Source organism: Streptomyces sp. NPDC057445 (assembly GCF_042802855.1).
GTDB lineage: Bacteria > Actinomycetota > Actinomycetes > Streptomycetales > Streptomycetaceae > Streptomyces.
On sequence record NZ_JBHVDH010000006.1, the window covers coordinates 22,495 to 41,876 of the forward strand.

General features: G+C 72.0%; 16 protein-coding genes. 2 read left to right on the forward strand and 14 right to left on the reverse strand.

The window, feature by feature from the left end; all coding sequences use genetic code 11:
* Positions 1-25: 25 nt before the first annotated feature.
* From ACFU5O_RS15800 to ACFU5O_RS15855, 12 genes are all read right to left on the reverse strand, one after another.
* Positions 26-928, reverse strand: a complete 903-nt coding sequence (locus tag ACFU5O_RS15800; RefSeq protein ID WP_384240496.1) for an alpha/beta hydrolase family protein — start codon at positions 926-928, stop codon at positions 26-28.
* A 77-nt stretch (positions 929-1,005) separates the two neighbouring features.
* Entirely contained in the window at positions 1,006-2,229 is a 1,224-nt protein-coding gene (kynU, locus tag ACFU5O_RS15805) for a kynureninase (RefSeq protein WP_384240498.1), read from the reverse strand.
* A complete protein-coding gene (gene kynA / locus ACFU5O_RS15810; protein WP_384240500.1) occupies positions 2,222-3,067 on the reverse strand; it encodes a tryptophan 2,3-dioxygenase in 846 nt (281 codons plus the stop codon). Before kynA ends, kynU begins: the two co-directional genes overlap by 8 nt.
* Positions 3,068-3,216: 149 nt before the next feature.
* Entirely contained in the window at positions 3,217-3,630 is a 414-nt protein-coding gene (locus tag ACFU5O_RS15815) for a DUF3151 domain-containing protein (protein WP_384240502.1), read from the reverse strand.
* Between the two features lie 34 nt (positions 3,631-3,664).
* Complete coding sequence (locus ACFU5O_RS15820; protein ID WP_384240504.1) at positions 3,665-5,137, reverse strand: MFS transporter; 1,473 nt, start codon at positions 5,135-5,137, stop codon at positions 3,665-3,667.
* 147 nt (positions 5,138-5,284) lie between these two features.
* A complete protein-coding gene (locus ACFU5O_RS15825) occupies positions 5,285-6,439 on the reverse strand; it encodes a MalY/PatB family protein (RefSeq protein ID WP_384240506.1) in 1,155 nt (384 codons plus the stop codon).
* 71 nt (positions 6,440-6,510) lie between these two features.
* Positions 6,511-7,533 carry a class II fructose-bisphosphate aldolase gene (gene fbaA, locus ACFU5O_RS15830; protein ID WP_384240508.1) on the reverse strand — a complete coding sequence of 341 codons (1,023 nt, stop codon included), beginning with the start codon at positions 7,531-7,533 and terminating at the stop codon, positions 6,511-6,513.
* A 176-nt stretch (positions 7,534-7,709) separates the two neighbouring features.
* Entirely contained in the window at positions 7,710-8,249 is a 540-nt protein-coding gene (pyrE, locus tag ACFU5O_RS15835) for an orotate phosphoribosyltransferase (RefSeq protein WP_384240510.1), read from the reverse strand.
* Between the two features lie 71 nt (positions 8,250-8,320).
* Positions 8,321-9,124 carry an aldose 1-epimerase gene (locus ACFU5O_RS15840; protein WP_384240512.1) on the reverse strand — a complete coding sequence of 268 codons (804 nt, stop codon included), beginning with the start codon at positions 9,122-9,124 and terminating at the stop codon, positions 8,321-8,323.
* Positions 9,125-9,144: 20 nt separating this feature from the next.
* A complete protein-coding gene (locus tag ACFU5O_RS15845; protein ID WP_384240514.1) occupies positions 9,145-10,257 on the reverse strand; it encodes an SRPBCC domain-containing protein in 1,113 nt (370 codons plus the stop codon).
* A gap of 229 nt (positions 10,258-10,486) precedes the next feature.
* Positions 10,487-12,010 carry a polyamine aminopropyltransferase gene (locus tag ACFU5O_RS15850; RefSeq protein ID WP_384240516.1) on the reverse strand — a complete coding sequence of 508 codons (1,524 nt, stop codon included), beginning with the start codon at positions 12,008-12,010 and terminating at the stop codon, positions 10,487-10,489.
* Positions 12,011-12,094: 84 nt separating this feature from the next.
* A complete protein-coding gene (locus ACFU5O_RS15855; RefSeq protein ID WP_384240518.1) occupies positions 12,095-12,613 on the reverse strand; it encodes a DUF2617 family protein in 519 nt (172 codons plus the stop codon).
* 780 nt (positions 12,614-13,393) lie between these two features.
* Between ACFU5O_RS15855 and ACFU5O_RS15860 the strand changes: the two genes are divergently transcribed.
* Together ACFU5O_RS15860 and ACFU5O_RS15865 are read left to right on the forward strand one after the other, a co-directional pair.
* The gene (locus tag ACFU5O_RS15860) at positions 13,394-14,608 is read left to right on the forward strand and encodes a pyridoxal phosphate-dependent aminotransferase (protein ID WP_384240520.1); all 1,215 of its coding nucleotides are present in this window, start codon (positions 13,394-13,396) and stop codon (positions 14,606-14,608) included.
* A 152-nt stretch (positions 14,609-14,760) separates the two neighbouring features.
* Positions 14,761-15,930: a hypothetical protein gene (locus tag ACFU5O_RS15865; protein ID WP_384241060.1), complete on the forward strand. Its 1,170-nt coding sequence runs from the start codon at positions 14,761-14,763 to the stop codon at positions 15,928-15,930.
* A 10-nt stretch (positions 15,931-15,940) separates the two neighbouring features.
* Here ACFU5O_RS15865 and ACFU5O_RS15870 read toward each other — a convergent pair whose 3' ends face one another.
* Positions 15,941-16,486, reverse strand: a complete 546-nt coding sequence (locus tag ACFU5O_RS15870) for a YbjN domain-containing protein (protein WP_384240521.1) — start codon at positions 16,484-16,486, stop codon at positions 15,941-15,943.
* A gap of 269 nt (positions 16,487-16,755) precedes the next feature.
* Positions 16,756-19,347, reverse strand: coding sequence for an ATP-dependent chaperone ClpB (clpB, locus tag ACFU5O_RS15875; protein ID WP_384240522.1), 2,592 nt, complete (start codon positions 19,345-19,347; stop codon positions 16,756-16,758).
* Positions 19,348-19,382 lie beyond the last annotated feature (35 nt).

Genomic DNA, 19,382 nt, shown 5'->3' on the forward strand with positions numbered 1-19,382 from the left:
GACCGCTCCCGTGCTGTGCCCTGGTTCACCAGGCGAGCTGAGCGATCTCCTCCGCCACCACCGCGCACGCGTCCGCCGCCGGGTCGATCAGCGGGAAGTGACCGACGTCCTCGAGAAGCGTGAAGCCGACCGTCTCGCCCGCCTTCGCCGCCGCGTCGACGTACGCCTCTGCGACCGCCTGCGGCACCACGCTGTCGCTGCGGCCCTGGACGACGGCCGTCGCGATTCCCGTGGGCAGCAGCGCCGCCGGGTCGGCGAAGCGCGCCCGTTCCTCGAACCGCTCCCCGGCGCCCAGGAGCTGGTGCACCGCGCCGCCGCAGACGGACAGCTCGGCAGCCCGCCGGAGGTCCGCGATCGGGGCGAGCGCGACGACACCACGGAGCGACGGAGGCGCCGCCAGTCGCCATCCGGCCGGCGCGTCCGTGGGCAGCACATGACGGGCGGCGGCCCACAGCGCGAGATGGCCGCCCGCCGAGTGGCCGGTGACGACCGTGCGCAGCGCGTCCGCCTGCGGCAGCGCGGTACGGGCCAGCTCGGGCAGCGCGTCCAGTGCCGCGGCGACATCGTCGAACGTCTCCGGCCAGCGCCCCGCCACCGCCACCGCGGCTCCTTCTTCCTCCCGCTGCTGGGGCAGCGAACCGCCCCTGCGGTACTCCACGTTGGCGACGGCGAAACCCCGCCGTGCGAGGAAGTCCGCGAACGGGGTGACGTGCTGCCGGTCGTACGGCGCCCGCCACGCCCCGCCGTGCAGCACCACCACCAGCGGCGCCCGGTCCTGGCCGCCGCGGGGGGCGTAGAAGTCGACGACCTGGTCCGGGTGATCGCCGTACGCGGCGGTGGCGTCCGGAGCGACGACCGGATGCGACATCGCCGAGGCTTCCTCGGCGGCGTCCCGGGCTTCGTCGTCGTGCGCGGCGGGGTCCGGCATGCTGCGCCAACCTTTCGGTGAGGGGGCCGAATCGGCCTGACCAGCGGGGACGGTACCAGGCCCCCGGCCCCCTCCGATCAGCCGAGCGTCGAGGCGGGCACCTCGGCGAGCACGTCCGCGAGGACCCTCGCCGCGCGCTCGGTGTCCGCGAAGCCGACGTACAGCGGAGTGAACCCGAATCGCAGCACGTCAGGGCGGCGCAGATCGCCGACGACACCGCGCGCGATCAGCGCTTCCATCACCGCGGGCGCCTCGGCGCACGACAGCGCGACCTGGCTGCCGCGTGCGTCATGCGCACGCGGCGTCAGTGAGGTGACCCTCCCTTCGGGGGCGTACGCCTCGACGCACTCCAGGAAGAAATCGGTCAGGGCCAGCGACTTGGCCCGCACCGCCTCCACGGAAACCCCGTCCCAGACGTCGAGGGCCGCCTCCAGCGCGAGCATCGAGAGGATGTCGGGAGTACCGACCCTGCCGCGTGCCGCGCCGTCCGCCGCCGTGAAGCCGGCGGCCATGGCGAAGGGGTCGGCGTGCGAGTTCCAGCCGGGGAGCGGGGAGTCGAAGCGGCCCTGGTGGCGTTCTGCGACATACACATACGCGGGCGAGCCGGGGCCGCCGTTGAGGTACTTGTACGTGCAGCCGACCGCGAGGTCCACGCCGTGCGCGTCGAGCCCGACGGGCAGCGCGCCCGCGCTGTGGCACAGGTCCCAGACCGCCAGGGCGCCGGCCTCGTGCACGGCCGCGGTGAGCGCCGGCAGATCGTGCAGCCTTCCCGTACGGAAGTCGACGTGGTTGACCAGGGCGGCGGCGGTCCGGGGGCCGAGGGCGGCGGGCAGTTCCGCCGGGGTGACGGGCACCAGGCGGCACCCGGTCAGCCGGGCGGCGGACTCCGCGATGTAGCCGTCCGTGGGGAAGGTCGTCGCGTCGACGACGATCTCGTCCCGGCCGTCGCCGGCCATACGGACGGCCGCGACCAGCGCCTTGAACACGTTCACGCTGGTGGAGTCACCGACCACGATCTGCCCGGGGGCCGCGCCGACGAGCGGGGCGATCCGGTCGCCGATCCGCTCCGGCGCGCTCCACCAGCCGCTCTCGTCCCAGGAGCGGATGCGCAGCTCGCCCCACTCGCGGGTGATGACGTCGGCCATGCGGGCGGGGACATGGCGCGGCAGGGCGCCCAGCGAGTTCCCGTCGAGGTAGACGGCGGAGTCCTCGAGCGCGAACAGCTCCCGCCTCTTGGCCAGTTCGTCCGCGGCGTCCAGCGCCGCCGCCTTCTCCATGAGGTCCGTCGAGAGATCAGACATGGCTGCGCGCCGTCCACAGCTCGGGGAACACGTTCTTCGTCGCCCGCTTCTCCAGCCAGGCGACGCCCGCGGAGCCGCCGGTACCGGTCTTGGAACCCATCGCACGGCGGGTGGCGGTGAGATGGTCGTTGCGCCAGCGCCAGACCAGCTCGGCGACGTCGGTCAGCGCCTCGCCGAGGCGTACCAGCTCGGTGTGCTGGTCGTCGTCCGCGTACACGGCCGCCCACACCTGCTCCACCTCGGGCGTCGGCTCGTAGCGCTGCGACAGATCGCGGTCGAGGACCGCCTGCGGGACCGGCAGCCCGCGGCGCGCGAGCAGCCTGAGGACCTCGTCGTACAGGCTCGGCTGCTGGAGCGCCTTCTCCAGCTCGGCGTGGACACGCGGGGCACCGCGGTGCGGCACGAGCATCGACGCGGACTTGTCGCCGAGCAGGAACTCCATGCGCCGGTACATCGCCGACTGGAAACCGGAGCCCTCGCCGAGGGCGCTGCGGTAGGAGTTGAACTGCACCGGAGTGAGGCCCGCGAGAGGCCGCCAGGAGGCGTTCAGCGCCTCCAGCTCCCGCACGGAGCGCTTGAGCGCGTCCATCGCGACGGGCAGATCGTCACGGCGCAGGGCGTCGGACGCGGTCTCCCACTCATGGACGATGACGGTGAACCACAGCTCCATCACCTGCGTCGTGACCAGGAAGACCATCTCTCCGGGATCGTCGGAGAGAGGGTGCTGGAGGTGGGTGAGGACGTCCGCCTGGACATAGTCCTCGTACGGGGTCGTGCCCGCGAAGTCGAGGTTCGGGGTGTCCGAACCGGCTCCGGAGGCATCGGGATACTGCGACATCGCTGTCTCCTGACACAAGTGTCCGGGTAGCGGTCCGCCCCTTTCCGTTGGTGGTGTCGGAGCTCCGGTCCCCTGCGGGCATCATAAAGGCCGCCCGTGCGGAGGGGCCGGGCCGGTCGCCCGGCCCCTGCCGCCCCGGACGGAGGGCGTCAGCCGAGAGTCTCGGCGGCCGTCTCCGAGGAGTCGCGCAGGAACGTGCTGCAGCGCTCGTACTCCTCCTGCTCGCCGATGGCCTGAGCGGCGCGGGCGAGGGCGTGCAGGGCGCGCAGGAAGCCGCGGTTCGGCTCGTGCTCCCAGGGCACCGGGCCATGGCCCTTCCAGCCGCTGCGGCGCAGCGCGTCGAGGCCCCGGTGGTAGCCGGTGCGGGCGTAGGCGTACGACTCGACGACGCGGCCCGCCTCGAACGCCTCGTCCGCGAGCTGTGCCCAGGCCAGCGACGAGGTCGGGTACTTCGCGGCCACGTCGGCGGGGGCGGTGCCGTTGGCGAGCAGCTCCCGGGGCTCCGGGTCGTCGGGCAGGTGGGTGGGGGGCGGCCCCCCGAGCAGGTTTCCGTGGATGGACATGGCTTCAGTTTCACAGAAGCCCCGTGGGGCGGCCTCACCCGGCGGCCCTTCCCGGCTCGTCCGCGCTGCCGTGCTCCGGCTCGACGACGCGTTCCAGGGTGGGGGCCCCGACCCCGCACTGCACCCTGCACTCGGGCCGGCAGACCTTCTCCGTCGGCCGCCGCACCGTCGTCCAGGCGATCACCGCGCCCAGCACCAGCACACCCGCGAGCATCGGCATCGCCAGCCGGAAGGCCGCCGCGAACTGGTCAGGATCGTGGTACACCTCCGGTCCCATCCCGGCCAACAGCGGCAGCGCGGCCACCGCGAGGAGGCCTGCCGCGCGGGCTGCGGCGTTGTTGATGCCGCTCGCCAGGCCCGCCCGCGCGGTGGAGACGGAGGCGAGAACGGTCGCCGTCAGCGGGGCGACGAGGGTGACCATGCCGAGGCCCAGCAGCAGCAGGGCGGGCAGGACGTCCTTGAGGTAGGAGGCGTCCGCGCCGACCCGCAGCATCAGGAGCATCCCGGCCGCGCACAGGAGCGGGCCGACGGTGAGCGGGATGCGGGGGCCGATCCGCTGCGCCAGCTCGCCCGAGCGGGCGGAGAACAGAAGCATCAGCACGGTGGTGGGGAGAAGGGCGGTACCGGCGGCGAGCGCCGAGTAGCCGGACACGACCTGGAGCTGCAGGGCGGTCAGGAAGAAGAACCCGCTGAACGCGGCGTACACACACAGCGTCACCAGATTGACCGCGGTGAACTGGCGCGAGGCGAAGATCGACGGCGGCAGCATGGGCTCGGCCCTCCGCCGCTCGAGGAGCACGAACGCCACCCCCGCGACCACGCCCGCCAGACCGGCCCACCACGAGACTTCGATGAGCGCGTACGTCACCAGCGCGAGGCTCACCGCGCCCAGCACCGCGCCCAGGACGTCGAACCGCCCGTGTGCGGCCGGGTCCCGGGACTCGGGAACGTGCCGTATCGCCACGGGGACGCACAGCGCGGCCAGCGGCACATTGAGCAGGAACACCCACCGCCAGCCGGGCCCGTCGACCAGCCAGCCCCCGACGAACGGTCCCACGGCCGCGCCCACCCCGCCGAAGCCCGACCACAGGCCCACGGCCCGGGCCCGGTCGTCCGGATGGAAGCTCGCCTGGATCAGCGCGAGCGACCCCGGGGTGAGCAGCGCCCCGCCGACCCCCTGCAGGGCACGGGCGATGATCAGCGCGGTCGCGTTGGGCGCCAGTCCGCAGGCCAGCGAGGCCAGGGCGAACCAGACGGCACCGATGACGAACACCCGCCGCCGCCCGTACCGGTCCCCGAGCGCTCCGCCCAGCAGGATCAGCCCGGCGAGCGTCAGCGTGTACGCGTTGATGGTCCACTGCAGCGCGGCCAGATCGGCATCGAGGTCGTCGCCGATGTGCGGCAGCGCCACATTGACGACGGTGGAGTCGAGCATCGCCATGCCGGACCCGAGGACGGTCGTCAGCACCACCCACCGACCGGTACTCGACGCCAGCCTGATGTCCATAGGCCGATCATCCCCGCTCGCCCCGCCCGAGGCCATTCCTCGGCCAGGACTGCCCGGGCGGGGGACGGGGGCTGCGGTCGCCGGTGGATGCGGGGCGGGGCGGACCGGAGGGCAGGCCGGGCCCGGGGCAGGCCGACCAACGGCAGGTCAGACGAGTCGGGTCAGGGCCCGGACCAGGGCGTCCGCGCCGGCCTCCGCCTTCGCCCGCGGACATCCCACGTTCAGGCGGACGAAGCCCGGGGCGCCGTACACCCCGCCCTGCATGACCGCGACCCCCTCCCGTTCGATCAGCTCGCGCTGGAGCGCCTCGTCCGCGACTCCCAGCGGGCGGAGGTCGATCCACGCGAGATAGCCGGCTCCCGGCGGGGTCCAGTCCAGTACGGGAAACGCCCCGTTCAGACGGTCCGCGATCATCGACAGGTTCCCGGCGACATAGCTACGCAGCGCGTCGAGCCAGGGACCGGCCTCCCGGTACGCGGCGATGTGGGCCGTCAGGGAGAGCGCAGAGGGCGAGGCAAGGCCCTCACCCGTTTCCATCCTCCCGATGAATGCCGCGCGCTCCTGCGGATCCCCCACGATCCCGTACGAACCGGTCAGCGCGGGAAAGTTGAAGGACTTCGAACCGGACGTGATCAGTGCCCACCGTCCCCGCTCCCCTGCGAACCGCGTCCACGGCAGATGCCGTCGCCCGTCGTGCACCAGGTCCGCGTGTATCTCGTCGCTGATCACCGCGACGCCGTGGGCCTCCGCGAGCCGTGCCATTGCGCCGAGCTCGTCCTCGGTCCAGACCCGGCCCGTCGGGTTGTGCGGCGAGCACAGCAGCAGGATCCGGCTGTCGGGCCGGGCCAGCTCGCGCTCAAGACCCGCGGCGTCCCCCACCGGCACCCCGCGCAGCTCCCGCCCGAGGCCGGTGACCGCCTTGCGGAAGCCGTCGTACGTCGGTGTGTGGACGACCACCGCGTCCCCCGGCTCCGTCCACATCTGCAGCAGCTGGGACAGCTGGCTGAGCACGGAAGGCGCGTACACGATCCGTTCCGGGTCGAGCTCGGTCCCGTACCGGGTGGCGTGCCACTCGCATATCGCCGCGCGGAACTCACCGAGCCGCCAGTCGGTGTACCCGAACACCCCGTGCTCGATCCGCTCCCGCAGGGCGTCCAGCACCTGCGGCGGCGAGGGGAAATCCATGTCGGAGATGGTGAACGGGAGCAGCCCGTCCACCCCGAAGCGGGCCGCCACGCCGTCCCACTGCACACACGCGGTGCCCCGGCGGTCGACGGGCTTGTCGAAGTCGTACGTCGTCATCGTGCGCCCTTCGGACAGGACGAAGGCCCGGCACCTCACGGTGCCGGGCCTCGCGTCTCGCTTGGTCTCGCCTACTTGAGCTTGTTGCCCGCGGAGCGCAGCGCCTCACACGCCTCGGACACGCGCTTCGCCATACCCGCCTCGGCCGACTTGCCCCAGCTGCGCGGGTCGTACAGCTTCTTCGAGCCGACCTCGCCGTCGACCTTCAGCACACCGTCGTAGTTCTTGAACATGTGGTCCGCGACGGGGCGGGTGAAGGCGTACTGCGTGTCGGTGTCGAGGTTCATCTTCACGACGCCGTTCTCCAGCGCGGTGGCGATCTCCTCGGCCGTGGAGCCGGAGCCGCCGTGGAAGACGAAGTCGAACGGGTCGGACTTGCCGAACTTCGCGGCGACGCCCGCCTGCAGGTCCTTCAGCAGCTCGGGACGGAGCACGACGTTGCCCGGCTTGTACACACCGTGAACGTTGCCGAAGGACGCGGCCAGCAGGTAGCGGCCCTTCTCACCCAGGCCGAGGGCCTCGGCGGTGCGGATGGCGTCCTCGACGGTGGTGTACAGCTCGTCGTTGATCTCGTGGGTGACGCCGTCCTCCTCACCGCCGGTCGGGGTGATCTCGACCTCGAGGATGATCTTCGCGGCGGCGGCCTGGGCCAGCAGCTCCTGGCCGATGGCCAGGTTGTCGGCGAGGGTCTCGGCGGAGCCGTCCCACATGTGGGACTGGAACAGCGGGTTCTGGCCGTTGGCGACGCGCTCGGCGGAGACCGCGAGCAGCGGACGCACATAGCCGTCCAGCTTGTCCTTCGGGCAGTGGTCGGTGTGCAGCGCGATGGTGACGTCGTACTTGGCGGCAACGATGTGCGCGAACTCGGCGAGGGCGACCGCGCCGGTCACCATGTCCTTCTTGTACTGGCCGCCCAGGAACTCCGCACCACCGGTGGAGATCTGGACGATGCCGTCGCTCTGGGCCTCCGCGAAGCCGCGCAGCGCAGCGTGCAGGGTCTGGGACGAGGTGACATTGATGGCCGGGTAGGCGAACTTGCCTGCCTTCGCCCGGTCGAGCATCTCGTTGTAGACCTCGGGGGTTGCGATGGGCATCTGTCCGCTCCTTGTGATGTGCGGTTTGCGTTGCTTGGCCCTGACCTGGGGGCGACGACATCGTCGCACCTATCTTTCCAGACGCCCATGGCGTCTCCCGGCCCGAGGGGCGAGGGTTTCACGTGAAACCCTCACCATCTCGGCAAAAACCCAGGTCAGATCTGATGCGCCCCCGGTCAGGCGAGGTCGAGGTCCGAGAGCTGGTACCCGGTGAGGTACGGCAGCCCGGCGTCCGCGATGGCACCCGCGGCCCCACGGTCCACGATCGTGGCAACCGCAACGACCTCGCCACCCGCCTCACGCACCGCCTCGACGGCGGTGAGCGGCGAGCCGCCCGTCGTCGAGGTGTCCTCGACGACGAGGCAACGGCGGCCCTTGACGTCGGTCCCCTCGATACGGCGCTGCATGCCGTGCGCCTTCTGGGCCTTGCGTACGACGAAGGCGTCCAGGCGTTCACCGCGCGCGGCGGACGCGTGCAGCATCGAGGTCGCGACGGGGTCCGCGCCCAGTGTCAGACCGCCGACGCAGTCGAAGTCCAGCTCCTTGGTCAGATCGAGCATGACCTGACCGACCAGCGGCGCGGCCTCGCCGTCCAGCGTGATCCGGCGCAGGTCGATGTAGTAGTCGGCCTCACGACCCGAGGAGAGGGTCACCCTGCCGTGCACCACGGCCTTGTCCTTGATCTGCTGGAGGAGCTCAGCACGTACGTCAGTCATGCTCAGCAGCTTAGGTCCTGCCCGGCTGATCAGGCCGGACAGGGCCCTGGGCCGGTCCGGCGGCCGGAAACCTAGCCGAGTCGCCGCCAGCTCCAGGTCGCGGACATTTCGAGCGGGTCGATGGGGGTGACCAGGCGCGGGTGGGTGTTGAGGCCGTTGGGCGGGCCGGACTGGGGCTCGACACAGACCGCCTCGGGCTGCTCGTCGTAGACGACGACCCACTCCGAAGGGCTCTTCACCTGGAGTTCCAGGTGCTCCGGCCAGGTGACGGTGACATCGACACCGTCCTCCATGCCGAAGCAGTCGTCCCAGGGGCCGGGGGTGGGGCCGATACGGCGGCCGGTGGGGAGGTGGTCCGGGCCGCGCTCCTCCTGCCAGTCGGGGGTGAACGCGAGCTGGGCGTCCTTGCCGCCGGGGAAGGCGTTGCGCAGGAACCACGGGTGCCAGCCGGCCTGGGCGGGGAACGACACGTCGTATGTCTCGACGCCGAGCTGAAGGGTGAGGGAGTCCTCGGTCAGCTCGAACGTCTGCGTGACCACTCCGGTGTACGGCCAGGGCTCACCGAGTTCGTACGTGAACGCGGCGGTGGCCGGGCCGGTGGTGTGGGCGGGTCGCCAGGCGGTGTCGCGGCCGGTGCCGTGGATCGCATGGGGCGGGGCGTTGACGGGCAGCTGGTGCGGAACGCCGCCGTTGACGAACCGGCCCTTCTCGGTCCTGCCGCACCACGGGACCATGGGAAAGCACCCGTAGCGCTCGCCCTGGCGGAGGAGCTCGGTCCCTCCGATCCGGAGGCTACTGATCCGGCAGCCGTTCGCCGGGTTCACGGTCAGCTCGACATCGCCGGCAGTGAGCCGGACGCTCTCTTGGCTACTCACACCCCGACATTACTGGCGGACTACCTGCGGCGCCGCAGGGCACGTCCGACAACCACGGCGGATGCGATGGCGAGCGCGGCGGCGGGCGCGATCCAGCGCAGGGTGCCGCCTGCCGAGGTTGCCTGCGGCGCGGGCACGGGCGCGTACCGCCCGCGCGGCGGTGCGTGGTCGACCTCCTCCGCACTCCGCCCGATCATGGTTCGCCGCGCGTGCGCGGCCTCGGCCGGAGGCTCCTCGTCCTCGTCGAACTCCTCCCCGTCCATCGGGTCCAGCGCGGAGGGCGGCACGTCGACGTCGAACACGGACCTGCCGTCGTCCCCGTCGGCGGCGTGGGCGTACCCCTCGGCTTCGCGGGCGGACGCCTCCTCGACGGCTTCGTCCGCCCGGGCGGAGGCGCCGTCCGCCTCGCCGGACTCGGCACCCGGGCCTGTGGCGGCGTCCCCGGCACCGGCGTCGTGCTGTGCCGGCAGATCGAGGACTTCGCCGTCGGCAGCCTCGTCCTCCGCGTCCTGCTCCGCCTTGCCTGCGGGCGCCGAATCCGGCGCCGCGCCGGGCTCCGGCTCCGCGCCGGCCCCCACGGGGGCGGACTCCCTTCCGTCGGCCTCGCCGCCGGTGCGCGCGTCCCCGTCGGCCCGGCCCTCCTCGGCCGCGGGACCCGCCGTGGGCCCGGAGTCCGCCTGCTCGGCGCTCCCGGGCGTCCGTTCCTGCGTCACCAGGGAGGCCATCGACGCGGCGAAACGGTCCAGCAGGCGGGTGGCGGCCTGGGCCGTCGTCTCAGGGGGGAGCTCGGCCAGCCGGCCCTCGGCGTGCGACGTGCCGCTGAAGCTGATGGTCGTGCCGCCCTCGGCCGGGGTGAGGCGAAGAGTGAGCGTGAGCTTCGCCGCGCCCGGGCCGCGGGCCTCCGTGCCCTCGCCCTCGACAGCGAAGCCGCCGTCCTGCTCGGTGATCCGCAGCGCGCCCCGGTAAGTGATCGTGTGGCCGCCCACCCGGAATTTCAGGCGGCCCGCCAGGGGGCCCGCCGAGGCATCGGCGTCCCGTTGGAGTCCGGGGACGCAGCGCGCGACGCGCCCGGGGTCGGTCAGCGTCTGCCGGACGGTCTCTGCCGGAACCGGAACGAACACCTCATGCTCCATGGGCCGAGCCTACTCAGCCTCGGACCGCACGGAGCCGATCTGCGCAGAACCGGCACAGTTCAGGGCCCCGTCCCGGCAGTTCACGCGCCGCGCACAGGCGCTGGGGCCCGTGCGGGTATTCGGTGGCCTTCCCGGTGCCCCGCGTCCCCACCCCGCAGGCGGCCCGCCCGGACGCCCTGCAGATCTCCCGCCCCGGGGCGGGGCGTCACCCGGCCCGCCCGGCGCCGGCTCACTCCCCGTACCGCGGATGCAGCAGCGTCGAGGGGGGCAGGTCCTTGGGACGCTCGCTCTCCACGCTCAGGGCCTCCGGTCCCTGCGCCGGCCTCGCCCCGCCCGCCGTCGCCAGCACGAATCCCCGCCCCGACCGTGCAGCCGCCCGGTACGGCACCGTCGCGAGGCCCGCCGAACGCATCGTCGCCTCGACCGTCCAGTACACCTCCGGGCGCGCCGCGATGGGCCCCGTGTGCACGGCCACCCGCCCGCCCTCGGCGAGGGCACCCGCGGTGAGGCCGTAGAACTCCTGCGAGTAGAGCTTCGCGCCGGGCGTCGTCCATGGCTCGGGGAGGTCAGAGACGACCACGTCGTACTCGCCCCGTGCCGACCGGAGCCAGACGAACGCGTCCGCGTACGCCACGCGCAGCCGCGGATCGCGGTACACATGCCCGTTCAGCGCCGCCAGCCCCGGGTCCGTCCGCGCCAGCCGAACCATGCCCGGGTCGCGCTCGACGAGGGTCACCGAGCTCACGCCCGGGTGCTTGAGCACCTCGCGTGCCACGAGCCCGTCACCGCCGCCGAGGATCAGCACACGCGCGTGCGGCCCCCGCATGGCGGCACGGACCATCGCCTCCTGGTAGCGCGCCTCTTCGCGGCCGCTCACCTTCAGGCGCCCGTCCAGGAAGAGGCCCACCGGCCCGTGCCTCTCCCCGGTCAGCACGACCTCCTGCATCCCGGTGCGCACGGCCACCCGCACCGGCTCCCCGTACACCGCCCGCCTCGCCGCCGACTCGAAGTCCCCCACCAGCGCCGTCGCCGTGCCGAGCACCAGCAGCACGGTCACGTTCGCCGCGAGCAGCCACCAGCGGGCCCGCGCCGAGAGATCCGTCCTGAACAGCCACAGCACCAGCGCCCCGCCCGCCACCGCGTTCACCGCGCCGGTCAGCAGCGCCCCCGTGAGCTGGCCCAGCCAGGGCAGCAGCAGGAACGGAAAGGCGAGCCCGCCCACCAGGGCACCCACGTAGTCGGCCGCGAACAGATCCGCGACCGTGCCCGCCGCGTCCTGCTCCTCCCGCCGGGAGGCACGCTGGATCAGAGCCATCAGCAGCGGGATCTCCGCACCGATCAGCACCCCGATCGCGAGCGAGAACCCCACCAGCGCGTACCGCGCCTCGCCGAGCCAGGCGAACGCGGCGTACAGCACGAGCGCCGAGCAGCCCCCGATCAGCGCGAGCGCCGCCTCCACCAGACCGAAGCCGACGGCGGCGTGGCAGCGCATCCGCTTCGCGAGCAGTGAGCCGACGCCCATCGCGAACACCATGACGGAGAGGACGACGGATGCCTGGGTGACCGAGTCACCGATCAAGTAGGAGGCGAGCGCGACGAGTTCGAGTTCGTACACAAGACCGCAGGCGGCGCACACGAAGACCACGAGGAGGACGACGTACCGGCCCGCGCCCGGACGGACGGGCAGCCGCTCCCCGCCCCGGAGTTGTCGCGCCCCGGCCTTGAGGGGCGTTGACGCAGGCGGGTCGATCATGCCGTAACGCTACGTCACTCGCCCATGGCATCACGTCACCCACACGGGTGCAATTGCCTCGAAATGCCGCCGTGATGTGTGGATTCAGCGCGCCGCGGGCATGCGCTCGCCGACCCTCGTACGGGTCACCACAAGCTGCCCTTCCTGCGGGTACGCATGCCAGGTGCGCCATCGCACCTGCCCCTCGAAGCGCTGCGCGACCATCGCCGTGAACGCGTGCGGCGAGCCGGGGAACGTACCCGCGAGCCCGTTCGGATGGTCCGCCACCAGCGCGAGAAGCTCCTGCGCGCGCCCCGCGAACGAGCCCTTCGACAACGTCTCGACACGCGCCGCGAACTGGTATTCCCACGCGCCGATCCGCTTGGCCACACCCAGCGGCAGCGGGGTGCTGCTCCCAGGGATGCAGGCCACGGTCTCGGAGCAGACACCCTCAGCCTCCTCGAGGAGCACCTGATGGGACGCGCCCAGCAGCCTCAACTGCAGCTTCGCACCCGAAAGTTCGAGGTCGAGCTCGGCGAGGGCGGGCAGCGGGTCCCGACCCAGCGCCCAGGCCAGATCGGCCGCGCGGGTGTCGGTGTAGGACGTCTTCAGGGTCGTGAGCATGGGTCGGCTCCGCAAAACACGCGTAACGGGATGAAGAGGCGGTCCGGTGCGCCCCGGAGGAACCACAGAGGAGGGGGGACCGCCTGCTCGGGCTCCACATCAGGGTCCGAGGGCTGGATGTTCTCAACAGCGAGGGAATCACGAAGTGCGCGCCGCTCATAGGCTCTTTACCCAAGTTGACGTGCTTTCCATCCCCCCGGGGGCCTTACGGTTCAACTGTTCAACAGAAATCCATCCCGGACGCGCCCGAGACAGCCGGATACGCGCAGAGTGCGTCAACAGAACGACGCCCGGGGGGAGTTCGTCTCCCGCCCGGGCGTCCTCTCTTTCGCGGCACATCAGCTGCCCCGTGTCAGCCGCTGCCCCGTGTCAGCTGCTCCCGCCGCCGCAGCCTCCGCCCCCGCCTCCGCCTCCGCCTCCGCAGGAGGACGAGCCGCCGCACGACGAGCCCCCTCCGCACGACGAGCCGCCGTCACCGCCGCTGGCCCACCAACCGCCACCACTGCCACCACTGCCACCACCGCCGCTGCGCGACCGCCTCCGGCCCCCGAGCCGCGAACTCACGGCGGCCACCCCGATCACCATCGCGACGACCACCACCAGAATGAAAACGGCTCCCAAAGTATCGAACATCGTCCTCACCCTCCCCGTTGTCTCAGCTGCACGTCTCGCGTGCATCGGTCCTGAGCTTGTGACGCACCGCTTCGTGCGTGTGAGGGGGATGCCCGACGCTCCGAAGGCCCAAAGCAGACTTGAGCAAGTCCAGAGGTTCCGCGCAGGATGGCCGCCATGACCTCCAGCGAGCGGCCCCTGCTGAACCGCAGCCTTGCCGCATTCGGGACGACGATCTTCGCCGAGATGTCCGCGCTCGCCGTGCGCACCGGCGCGATCAACCTCGGCCAGGGCTTCCCCGACACCGACGGCCCCGAGGAGATCCGGGAGGCGGCGGTACGGGCGCTACGCGACGGCCGCGGCAACCAGTACCCGCCCGGCCCCGGCGTCCCCGAGCTGCGCACCGCGATCTCCGTCCACCAGCGGCAGCGGTACGGACTCGCGTACGACCCGGACACCGAGGTGCTGGTCACGGCCGGTGCGACCGAGGCGATCGCCGCCGCCCTGCTCGCGCTCGTCGAGCCGGGCGACGAGGTGGTCGCGCTGGAGCCGTACTACGACTCCTACGCCGCGTGCATCGCCATGGCGGGCGGGCGACGCGTACCTGTCACACTCCGCCCCACGGAGGGCCCCGGCGGCGAGGCCGGGGGCCGGCGCTTCCAGCTGGACCTGGACGAACTGCGGGACGCCGTCACCGAGCGCACCCGGCTGATTCTGCTCAACACCCCGCACAACCCGACCGGCACCGTCCTGACCCGCGAGGAGCTGGCGGCGGTCGCCGCACTCGCCGTCGAACGGGACCTGCTGGTCGTGACCGACGAGGTGTACGAGCACCTGGTCTTCGACGGCGAGCACACCCCGATCGCGTCCTTCCCGGGGATGCGCGAGCGGACGGTCACCATCGGCTCGGCCGGGAAGACGTTCTCGTTCACCGGCTGGAAGGTCGGCTGGGTGACGGCCACGCCGGAGCTGGTCACGGCCGTCCGCTCGGCCAAGCAGTTCCTGACGTACGTCTCCGCGGGCCCCTTCCAGTACGCGGTGGCCGAGGCGCTCGCGCTGCCGGAGGAGTACTTCGACGGGATCAGGGACGAACTGCGCGCCAAGCGGGATCTGCTGAGCTCGGGGCTCACGGCGGCCGGCTTCGAGGTGTACCGCCCGGCCGGGACGTACTTCGTCACCACCGACATCCGCCCGCTCGGCGAGCACGACGGCTTCGCGTTCTGCCGGGCGCTGCCGGAGCGCGCCGGGGTCGTCGCGATCCCGAACGCCGTCTTCTACGACCACCGCGAACAGGGCGCGCCCTTCGTGCGGTTCGCGTTCTGCAAGCGGGAGGACGTCCTCACGGAAGCCGTCTCACGGCTGAAGGGGCTCGCGGGGAGCTGACCGGGGCCCGCGTCTCGACCGCATGGCACGGTCCCGCACCGTAAGGCTCCCGGGGAGCCGGTCCCCCGGATGGCCGCCCAGCACTCGCGCCGCATCCGTGCGCCGATGAAGGTCGGGTTGACTGACCGATCACGCGCGCACGGAGGTGTCCCCTGTTCGCCGAGACGTTTCACAAGGCGTCAGTCGATGCCAGGCCGGTTCCTCGGTGGCGCACCGCCCTCCACCGGGCGGCCCCCGCACTCGGACTGTTCGCGGCGGCCCGGCTCACCGGAATGGCGCTGATGGCCCTGTGGGCCTGGCACATCGGCAGGTCCCCGCGGGCCCTGCTCGCCACCTCGTGGGACTCCGCCTGGTACGCCCGTATCGCCGCGCACGGCTACGGCCGCACGCTCTACTGGCCGGACGGCGTCGTCCAGTCCGATCTGGCGTTCTTCCCCGTCTACCCCGGACTCGTACGGGCCACGACGGCCGTGCTGCCGGTGGCGGGCGGCACCGCGGGGCTGGTGCTCTCGTGGGCGGCGGCGGGCGCCGCGGCCTGGGGCATCCACGCCGTCGTCGACCGGCTGTACGACCGGACCGTCGCCACCGTTCTCGTCCTGCTGTGGGGACTGCTGCCGCACTCGATCGTGCTGTCCATGGCGTACACGGAGCCGCTGCTGACCGCGCTGGCGGCCTGGTCGCTGTACGCGCTGCTGACCCGCCGCTGGCTCTGGGCGGGCTCGCTGGCGGCGCTGGCCGGACTGACCCGGCCCAACGGGATCGCGGTCGCGGCGGCGGTGTGCGCGGTGGCGGCGCACGAACTGTGGCGGCGCAGAGGGAGGGACGGAGGACGCCTGTGGGCCGCGGCCCTGCTGGCGCCGTCCGGCTGGGCCGGCTATCTGCTCTGGGTGGGGCTGCGCACGGGCGATCCGGTCGGCGGCTACTTCGCCGTGCAGAGCGGCTGGACGTCACGGTTCGACCTGGGCGCGGGCTCGCTGCGGGTGGTGCGGTCCATGGTGACCACGCCGGTGTCCTTCGGCTTCCCCATGGCCCTGGTGATCGTCGGCGCGGGTGTGCTGCTCTTCGTGCTCTTCGTGCTGGACCGGCCCCCGCTGCCGCTGCTCGTGTACACCGGGGTCCTCGTGCTGATCACGGTCGGCGGCTCGGGCTTCTTCGAGTCCAAGCCGCGCTTTCTGCTGCCCGCGTTCCCGCTGCTGCTGCCGCTGGCGTGCGCCCTGAAGAAAGCACGGCCGAGGGCGGCGATCACGGTGATCGCCGCCCTGGCCGTGCTGTCGTTCGGCTACGGGACGTACCTGCTGACGCTCGCCCCGCTGGCGCTATGAGCGCTGCCGGTCAGGCCTCGTCGTCGGCGGGCTTCTCGTCCTCGCCGCCCGCGGACTCCTCCAGGCCGAACTGCTCCACCAGCCACTTGTCGAACTCGATGGAGGCGCGCACCCAGCTGACCGTCGAGGACACGAAGTGCTCGAGGCTGACACCGGTGCCGATCAGCATCTGCGCCTCACCGATGAGACGGAGCGACTGGGGCTCGCCCTCCTCCTCGTGGGTGTGCGTGTAGACCTTGGGCCACAGGGTGCGGCGGTTCCAGTCGTCGATCGCGTCGAGGACCTTCGGCCGGTCCTCGATGGCGTGCGGACGGTCGTAGAACGTGCGCACCGAGAAGACCTGCTGCTCGTCCTCGCCGCGGAACATGAAGTACGTGCGGAACTCCTCCCACGGCGCCGCGAGGTCACCCTCGTCGTCGACGACGTACTTCAGTTCCATCTGGTCGAGGAGCTGCTTGACCAGGTCCTGGTCGGGCACGACAGGGCCCGCCGGTCCTGCGGCCTGAGGCTGGGGCTGGCCCCCGAAATTCGGAATCGAGGACGGGTCGATGCTCACGGGGTGATTCCCTTCGTACGGATGCGGCCATCCTCCCCCATCCCGGGCGGGGGGTGGCAACCCCCACCGGTCCTTCCGCCGGACGTGTCCGAAACGGAGCGTGGCCCGGCGGGGCAGCGCCCGGGCACACGGAGCCCGGGGACAACCCCGGACCCCCGCCCCGACTACCGCGCGGGCCCCACGATCAGGCCGTCCTCGAAGCGGTCGACGCGCACGCCATCCCTGACCGGCACACGGAGCCCGGGGACAACCCCGGACCCCCGCCCCGACTACCGCGCGGGCCCCACGATCAGGCCGTCCTCGAAGCGGTCGACGCGCACCGTGTCGCCGTCCATGATCTCGCCAGAGAGGATCTCCGTGGCGAGGCGGTCGCCGATCGCCGTCTGGATGAGACGGCGCAGCGGCCGGGCTCCGTAGGCCGGGTCGTTGCCCTCGTCGGCAAGCCATTCCAGTGCCGCCGGGGTGACGTCCAGGGACAGCCGCCGCTCGGCGAGCCGCTTGGCGAGGCGGCCGATCTGGAGCTGCGCGATATGGGCCAGCTCGTCCTTCGACAGGGCCGAGAAGACGACGATGTCGTCCAGCCGGTTGAGGAACTCCGGCTTGAACGAGGCCCTCACGACCTCCAGGACCTGCTGTTTCTTCTGCTCCTCGCCGGTCAGCGGTTCGACGAGGAACTGGCTGCCGAGGTTGGAGGTCAGGATCAGGATGGTGTTGCGGAAGTCGACCGTCCGGCCCTGGCCGTCGGTGAGCCTGCCGTCGTCGAGAACCTGGAGCAGGATGTCGAAGACCTCGGGGTGGGCCTTCTCCACCTCGTCCAGCAGGACCACGCTGTAGGGGCGCCGGCGCACCGACTCGGTCAGCTGGCCGCCCTCCTCGTAACCGACGTATCCGGGCGGGGCCCCGACCAGGCGCGCGACGCTGTGCTTCTCGCCGTACTCCGACATGTCGATGCGGATCATCGCCCGCTCGTCGTCGAAGAGGAAGTCCGCGAGTGCCTTCGCCAGCTCCGTCTTGCCGACGCCGGTCGGGCCGAGGAAGAGGAACGAGCCCGTGGGACGGTCGGGGTCCGCGATGCCCGCCCTGGAGCGGCGCACCGCGTCCGAGACCGCCCGGACCGCCTCGCTCTGGCCGATGAGACGCTTGCCCAGCTCGGACTCCATCCGCAGGAGCTTCTGTGTCTCGCCCTCCAGCAGCCGGCCCGCCGGGATACCGGTCCAGGAGGCGACCACGTCCGCGATGTCGTCCGGGCCGACCTCCTCCTTGACCATCGTGTCCTTGGCCGCCTCCTGGCGGGCCTCCGCCTCCGTGGCCTCCGCGAGCTCCCGCTCCAGCCCGGGGATCTCCCCGTACAGCAGCTTGGAGGCGGTGTCGAAGTCGCCGTCGCGCTGTGCCCGCTCCGCCAGTCCGCGCAGTTCGTCGAGCTTCTCCTTGAGCGCGCCCACGCGGTTGAGGGCCTGCTTCTCCTTCTCCCAGCGGGCGGTGAGTCCGCGCAGCTCCTCCTCGCGGTCCGCGAGGTCGCGCCGGAGCTTGTCCAGGCGCAGCTTGCTCGCCTCGTCGGACTCGTTCTTGAGCGCGAGCTCCTCCATCCGCAGCCGGTCGACAGAGCGCTGCAGCTCGTCGATCTCGACCGGCGAGGAGTCGATCTCCATCCGCAGCCGGGAGGCCGACTCGTCGACGAGGTCGATGGCCTTGTCGGGCAGGAAGCGCGAGGTGATGTACCGGTCGGAGAGGGTCGCCGCGGCCACCAGCGCGCTGTCCGCGATCTGCACCTTGTGGTGCGCCTCGTACCGGCCCTTGAGCCCGCGCAGGATCGCGATGGTGTCCTCGACCGTCGGCTCGGCCACCAGCACCTGCTGGAAGCGGCGCTCCAGCGCCGGGTCCTTCTCGATCCGCTCGCGGTACTCGTCGAGCGTCGTCGCACCGACCATCCGCAGCTCGCCGCGCGCCAGCATCGGCTTCAGCATGTTGCCCGCGTCCATCGCGGAGTCACCGCCGGCGCCCGCGCCCACGACCGTGTGCAGCTCGTCGATGAACGTGATGATCCGGCCCTCGCTCGCCTTGATCTCGGAGAGGACGGTCTTCAGACGCTCCTCGAACTCGCCCCGGTACTTCGCGCCCGCAACCATCGCGCCGAGATCGAGCGCGACCAGCCGCTTGTCGCGGAGCGACTCGGGAACGTCACCCTTCACGATCCGCTGGGCGAGGCCCTCGACGACGGCGGTCTTGCCGACGCCCGGCTCACCGATCAGCACGGGGTTGTTCTTGGTGCGGCGCGACAGCACCTGCACGACGCGACGGATCTCCTGGTCGCGGCCGATGACGGGGTCGAGCTTCCCGTCCCTCGCCGCGGCCGTGAAGTCCGTACCGAACTTCTCCAGGGCCTTGTACTGACCCTCGGGGTCGGGGGTCGTCACCCGGCGCCCTCCTCTCGCGGCCTCGAACGCTTCCAGCAGCCTCTTCGCCGTGGCCCGCTGCCCGGACAGCACCTCGCCGGCCCGCCCGCCCTTGGCCGCGACGCCGATGAGCAGGTGCTCCGTGGAGATGTACTCGTCGCCGAGCTCCTTCGCGCGCGCCGACGCGTCGGCGATCACGGCAAGCATCTCGCGACTGGCCTGCGGCGGCGCCACGGTGGACCCGGTCACGCTGGGCAGGTCGGCGAGCACCCGCTCCGCCCCGGACCGTACCGCGGCCTGGTCCGCCTCGGTGGCGGCCAGCAGGTCGGTGATGTTCTCGTTGTCCTGGCCCGCGAGCAGTGCGAGCAGGAGATGAGCGGGGGTCAGATCGGGGTGCCCCTCGGACACGGCTCGGCTGGAAGCGGCGTTGAGCGCGTCCCGGCTCCTGTTGGTCAGCTCGGCGTCCACGTGCGGTTTCTCCTCCTCGGCTCCGGTCTTTGCGG

Coding starts and splice junctions, on each gene's coding strand:
- ACFU5O_RS15800 (WP_384240496.1), bottom strand. CDS start 928: ATGCCGGACCCCGCCGCGCACGACGACGAAGCCCGGGACGCCGCCGAG.
- kynU (WP_384240498.1), bottom strand. CDS start 2,229: ATGTCTGATCTCTCGACGGACCTCATGGAGAAGGCGGCGGCGCTGGAC.
- kynA (WP_384240500.1), bottom strand. CDS start 3,067: ATGTCGCAGTATCCCGATGCCTCCGGAGCCGGTTCGGACACCCCGAAC.
- ACFU5O_RS15815 (WP_384240502.1), bottom strand. CDS start 3,630: ATGTCCATCCACGGAAACCTGCTCGGGGGGCCGCCCCCCACCCACCTG.
- ACFU5O_RS15820 (WP_384240504.1), bottom strand. CDS start 5,137: ATGGACATCAGGCTGGCGTCGAGTACCGGTCGGTGGGTGGTGCTGACG.
- ACFU5O_RS15825 (WP_384240506.1), bottom strand. CDS start 6,439: ATGACGACGTACGACTTCGACAAGCCCGTCGACCGCCGGGGCACCGCG.
- fbaA (WP_384240508.1), bottom strand. CDS start 7,533: ATGCCCATCGCAACCCCCGAGGTCTACAACGAGATGCTCGACCGGGCG.
- pyrE (WP_384240510.1), bottom strand. CDS start 8,249: ATGACTGACGTACGTGCTGAGCTCCTCCAGCAGATCAAGGACAAGGCC.
- ACFU5O_RS15845 (WP_384240514.1), bottom strand. CDS start 10,257: ATGGAGCATGAGGTGTTCGTTCCGGTTCCGGCAGAGACCGTCCGGCAG.
- ACFU5O_RS15850 (WP_384240516.1), bottom strand. CDS start 12,010: ATGATCGACCCGCCTGCGTCAACGCCCCTCAAGGCCGGGGCGCGACAA.
- ACFU5O_RS15855 (WP_384240518.1), bottom strand. CDS start 12,613: ATGCTCACGACCCTGAAGACGTCCTACACCGACACCCGCGCGGCCGAT.
- ACFU5O_RS15860 (WP_384240520.1), top strand. CDS start 13,394: ATGGCCGCCATGACCTCCAGCGAGCGGCCCCTGCTGAACCGCAGCCTT.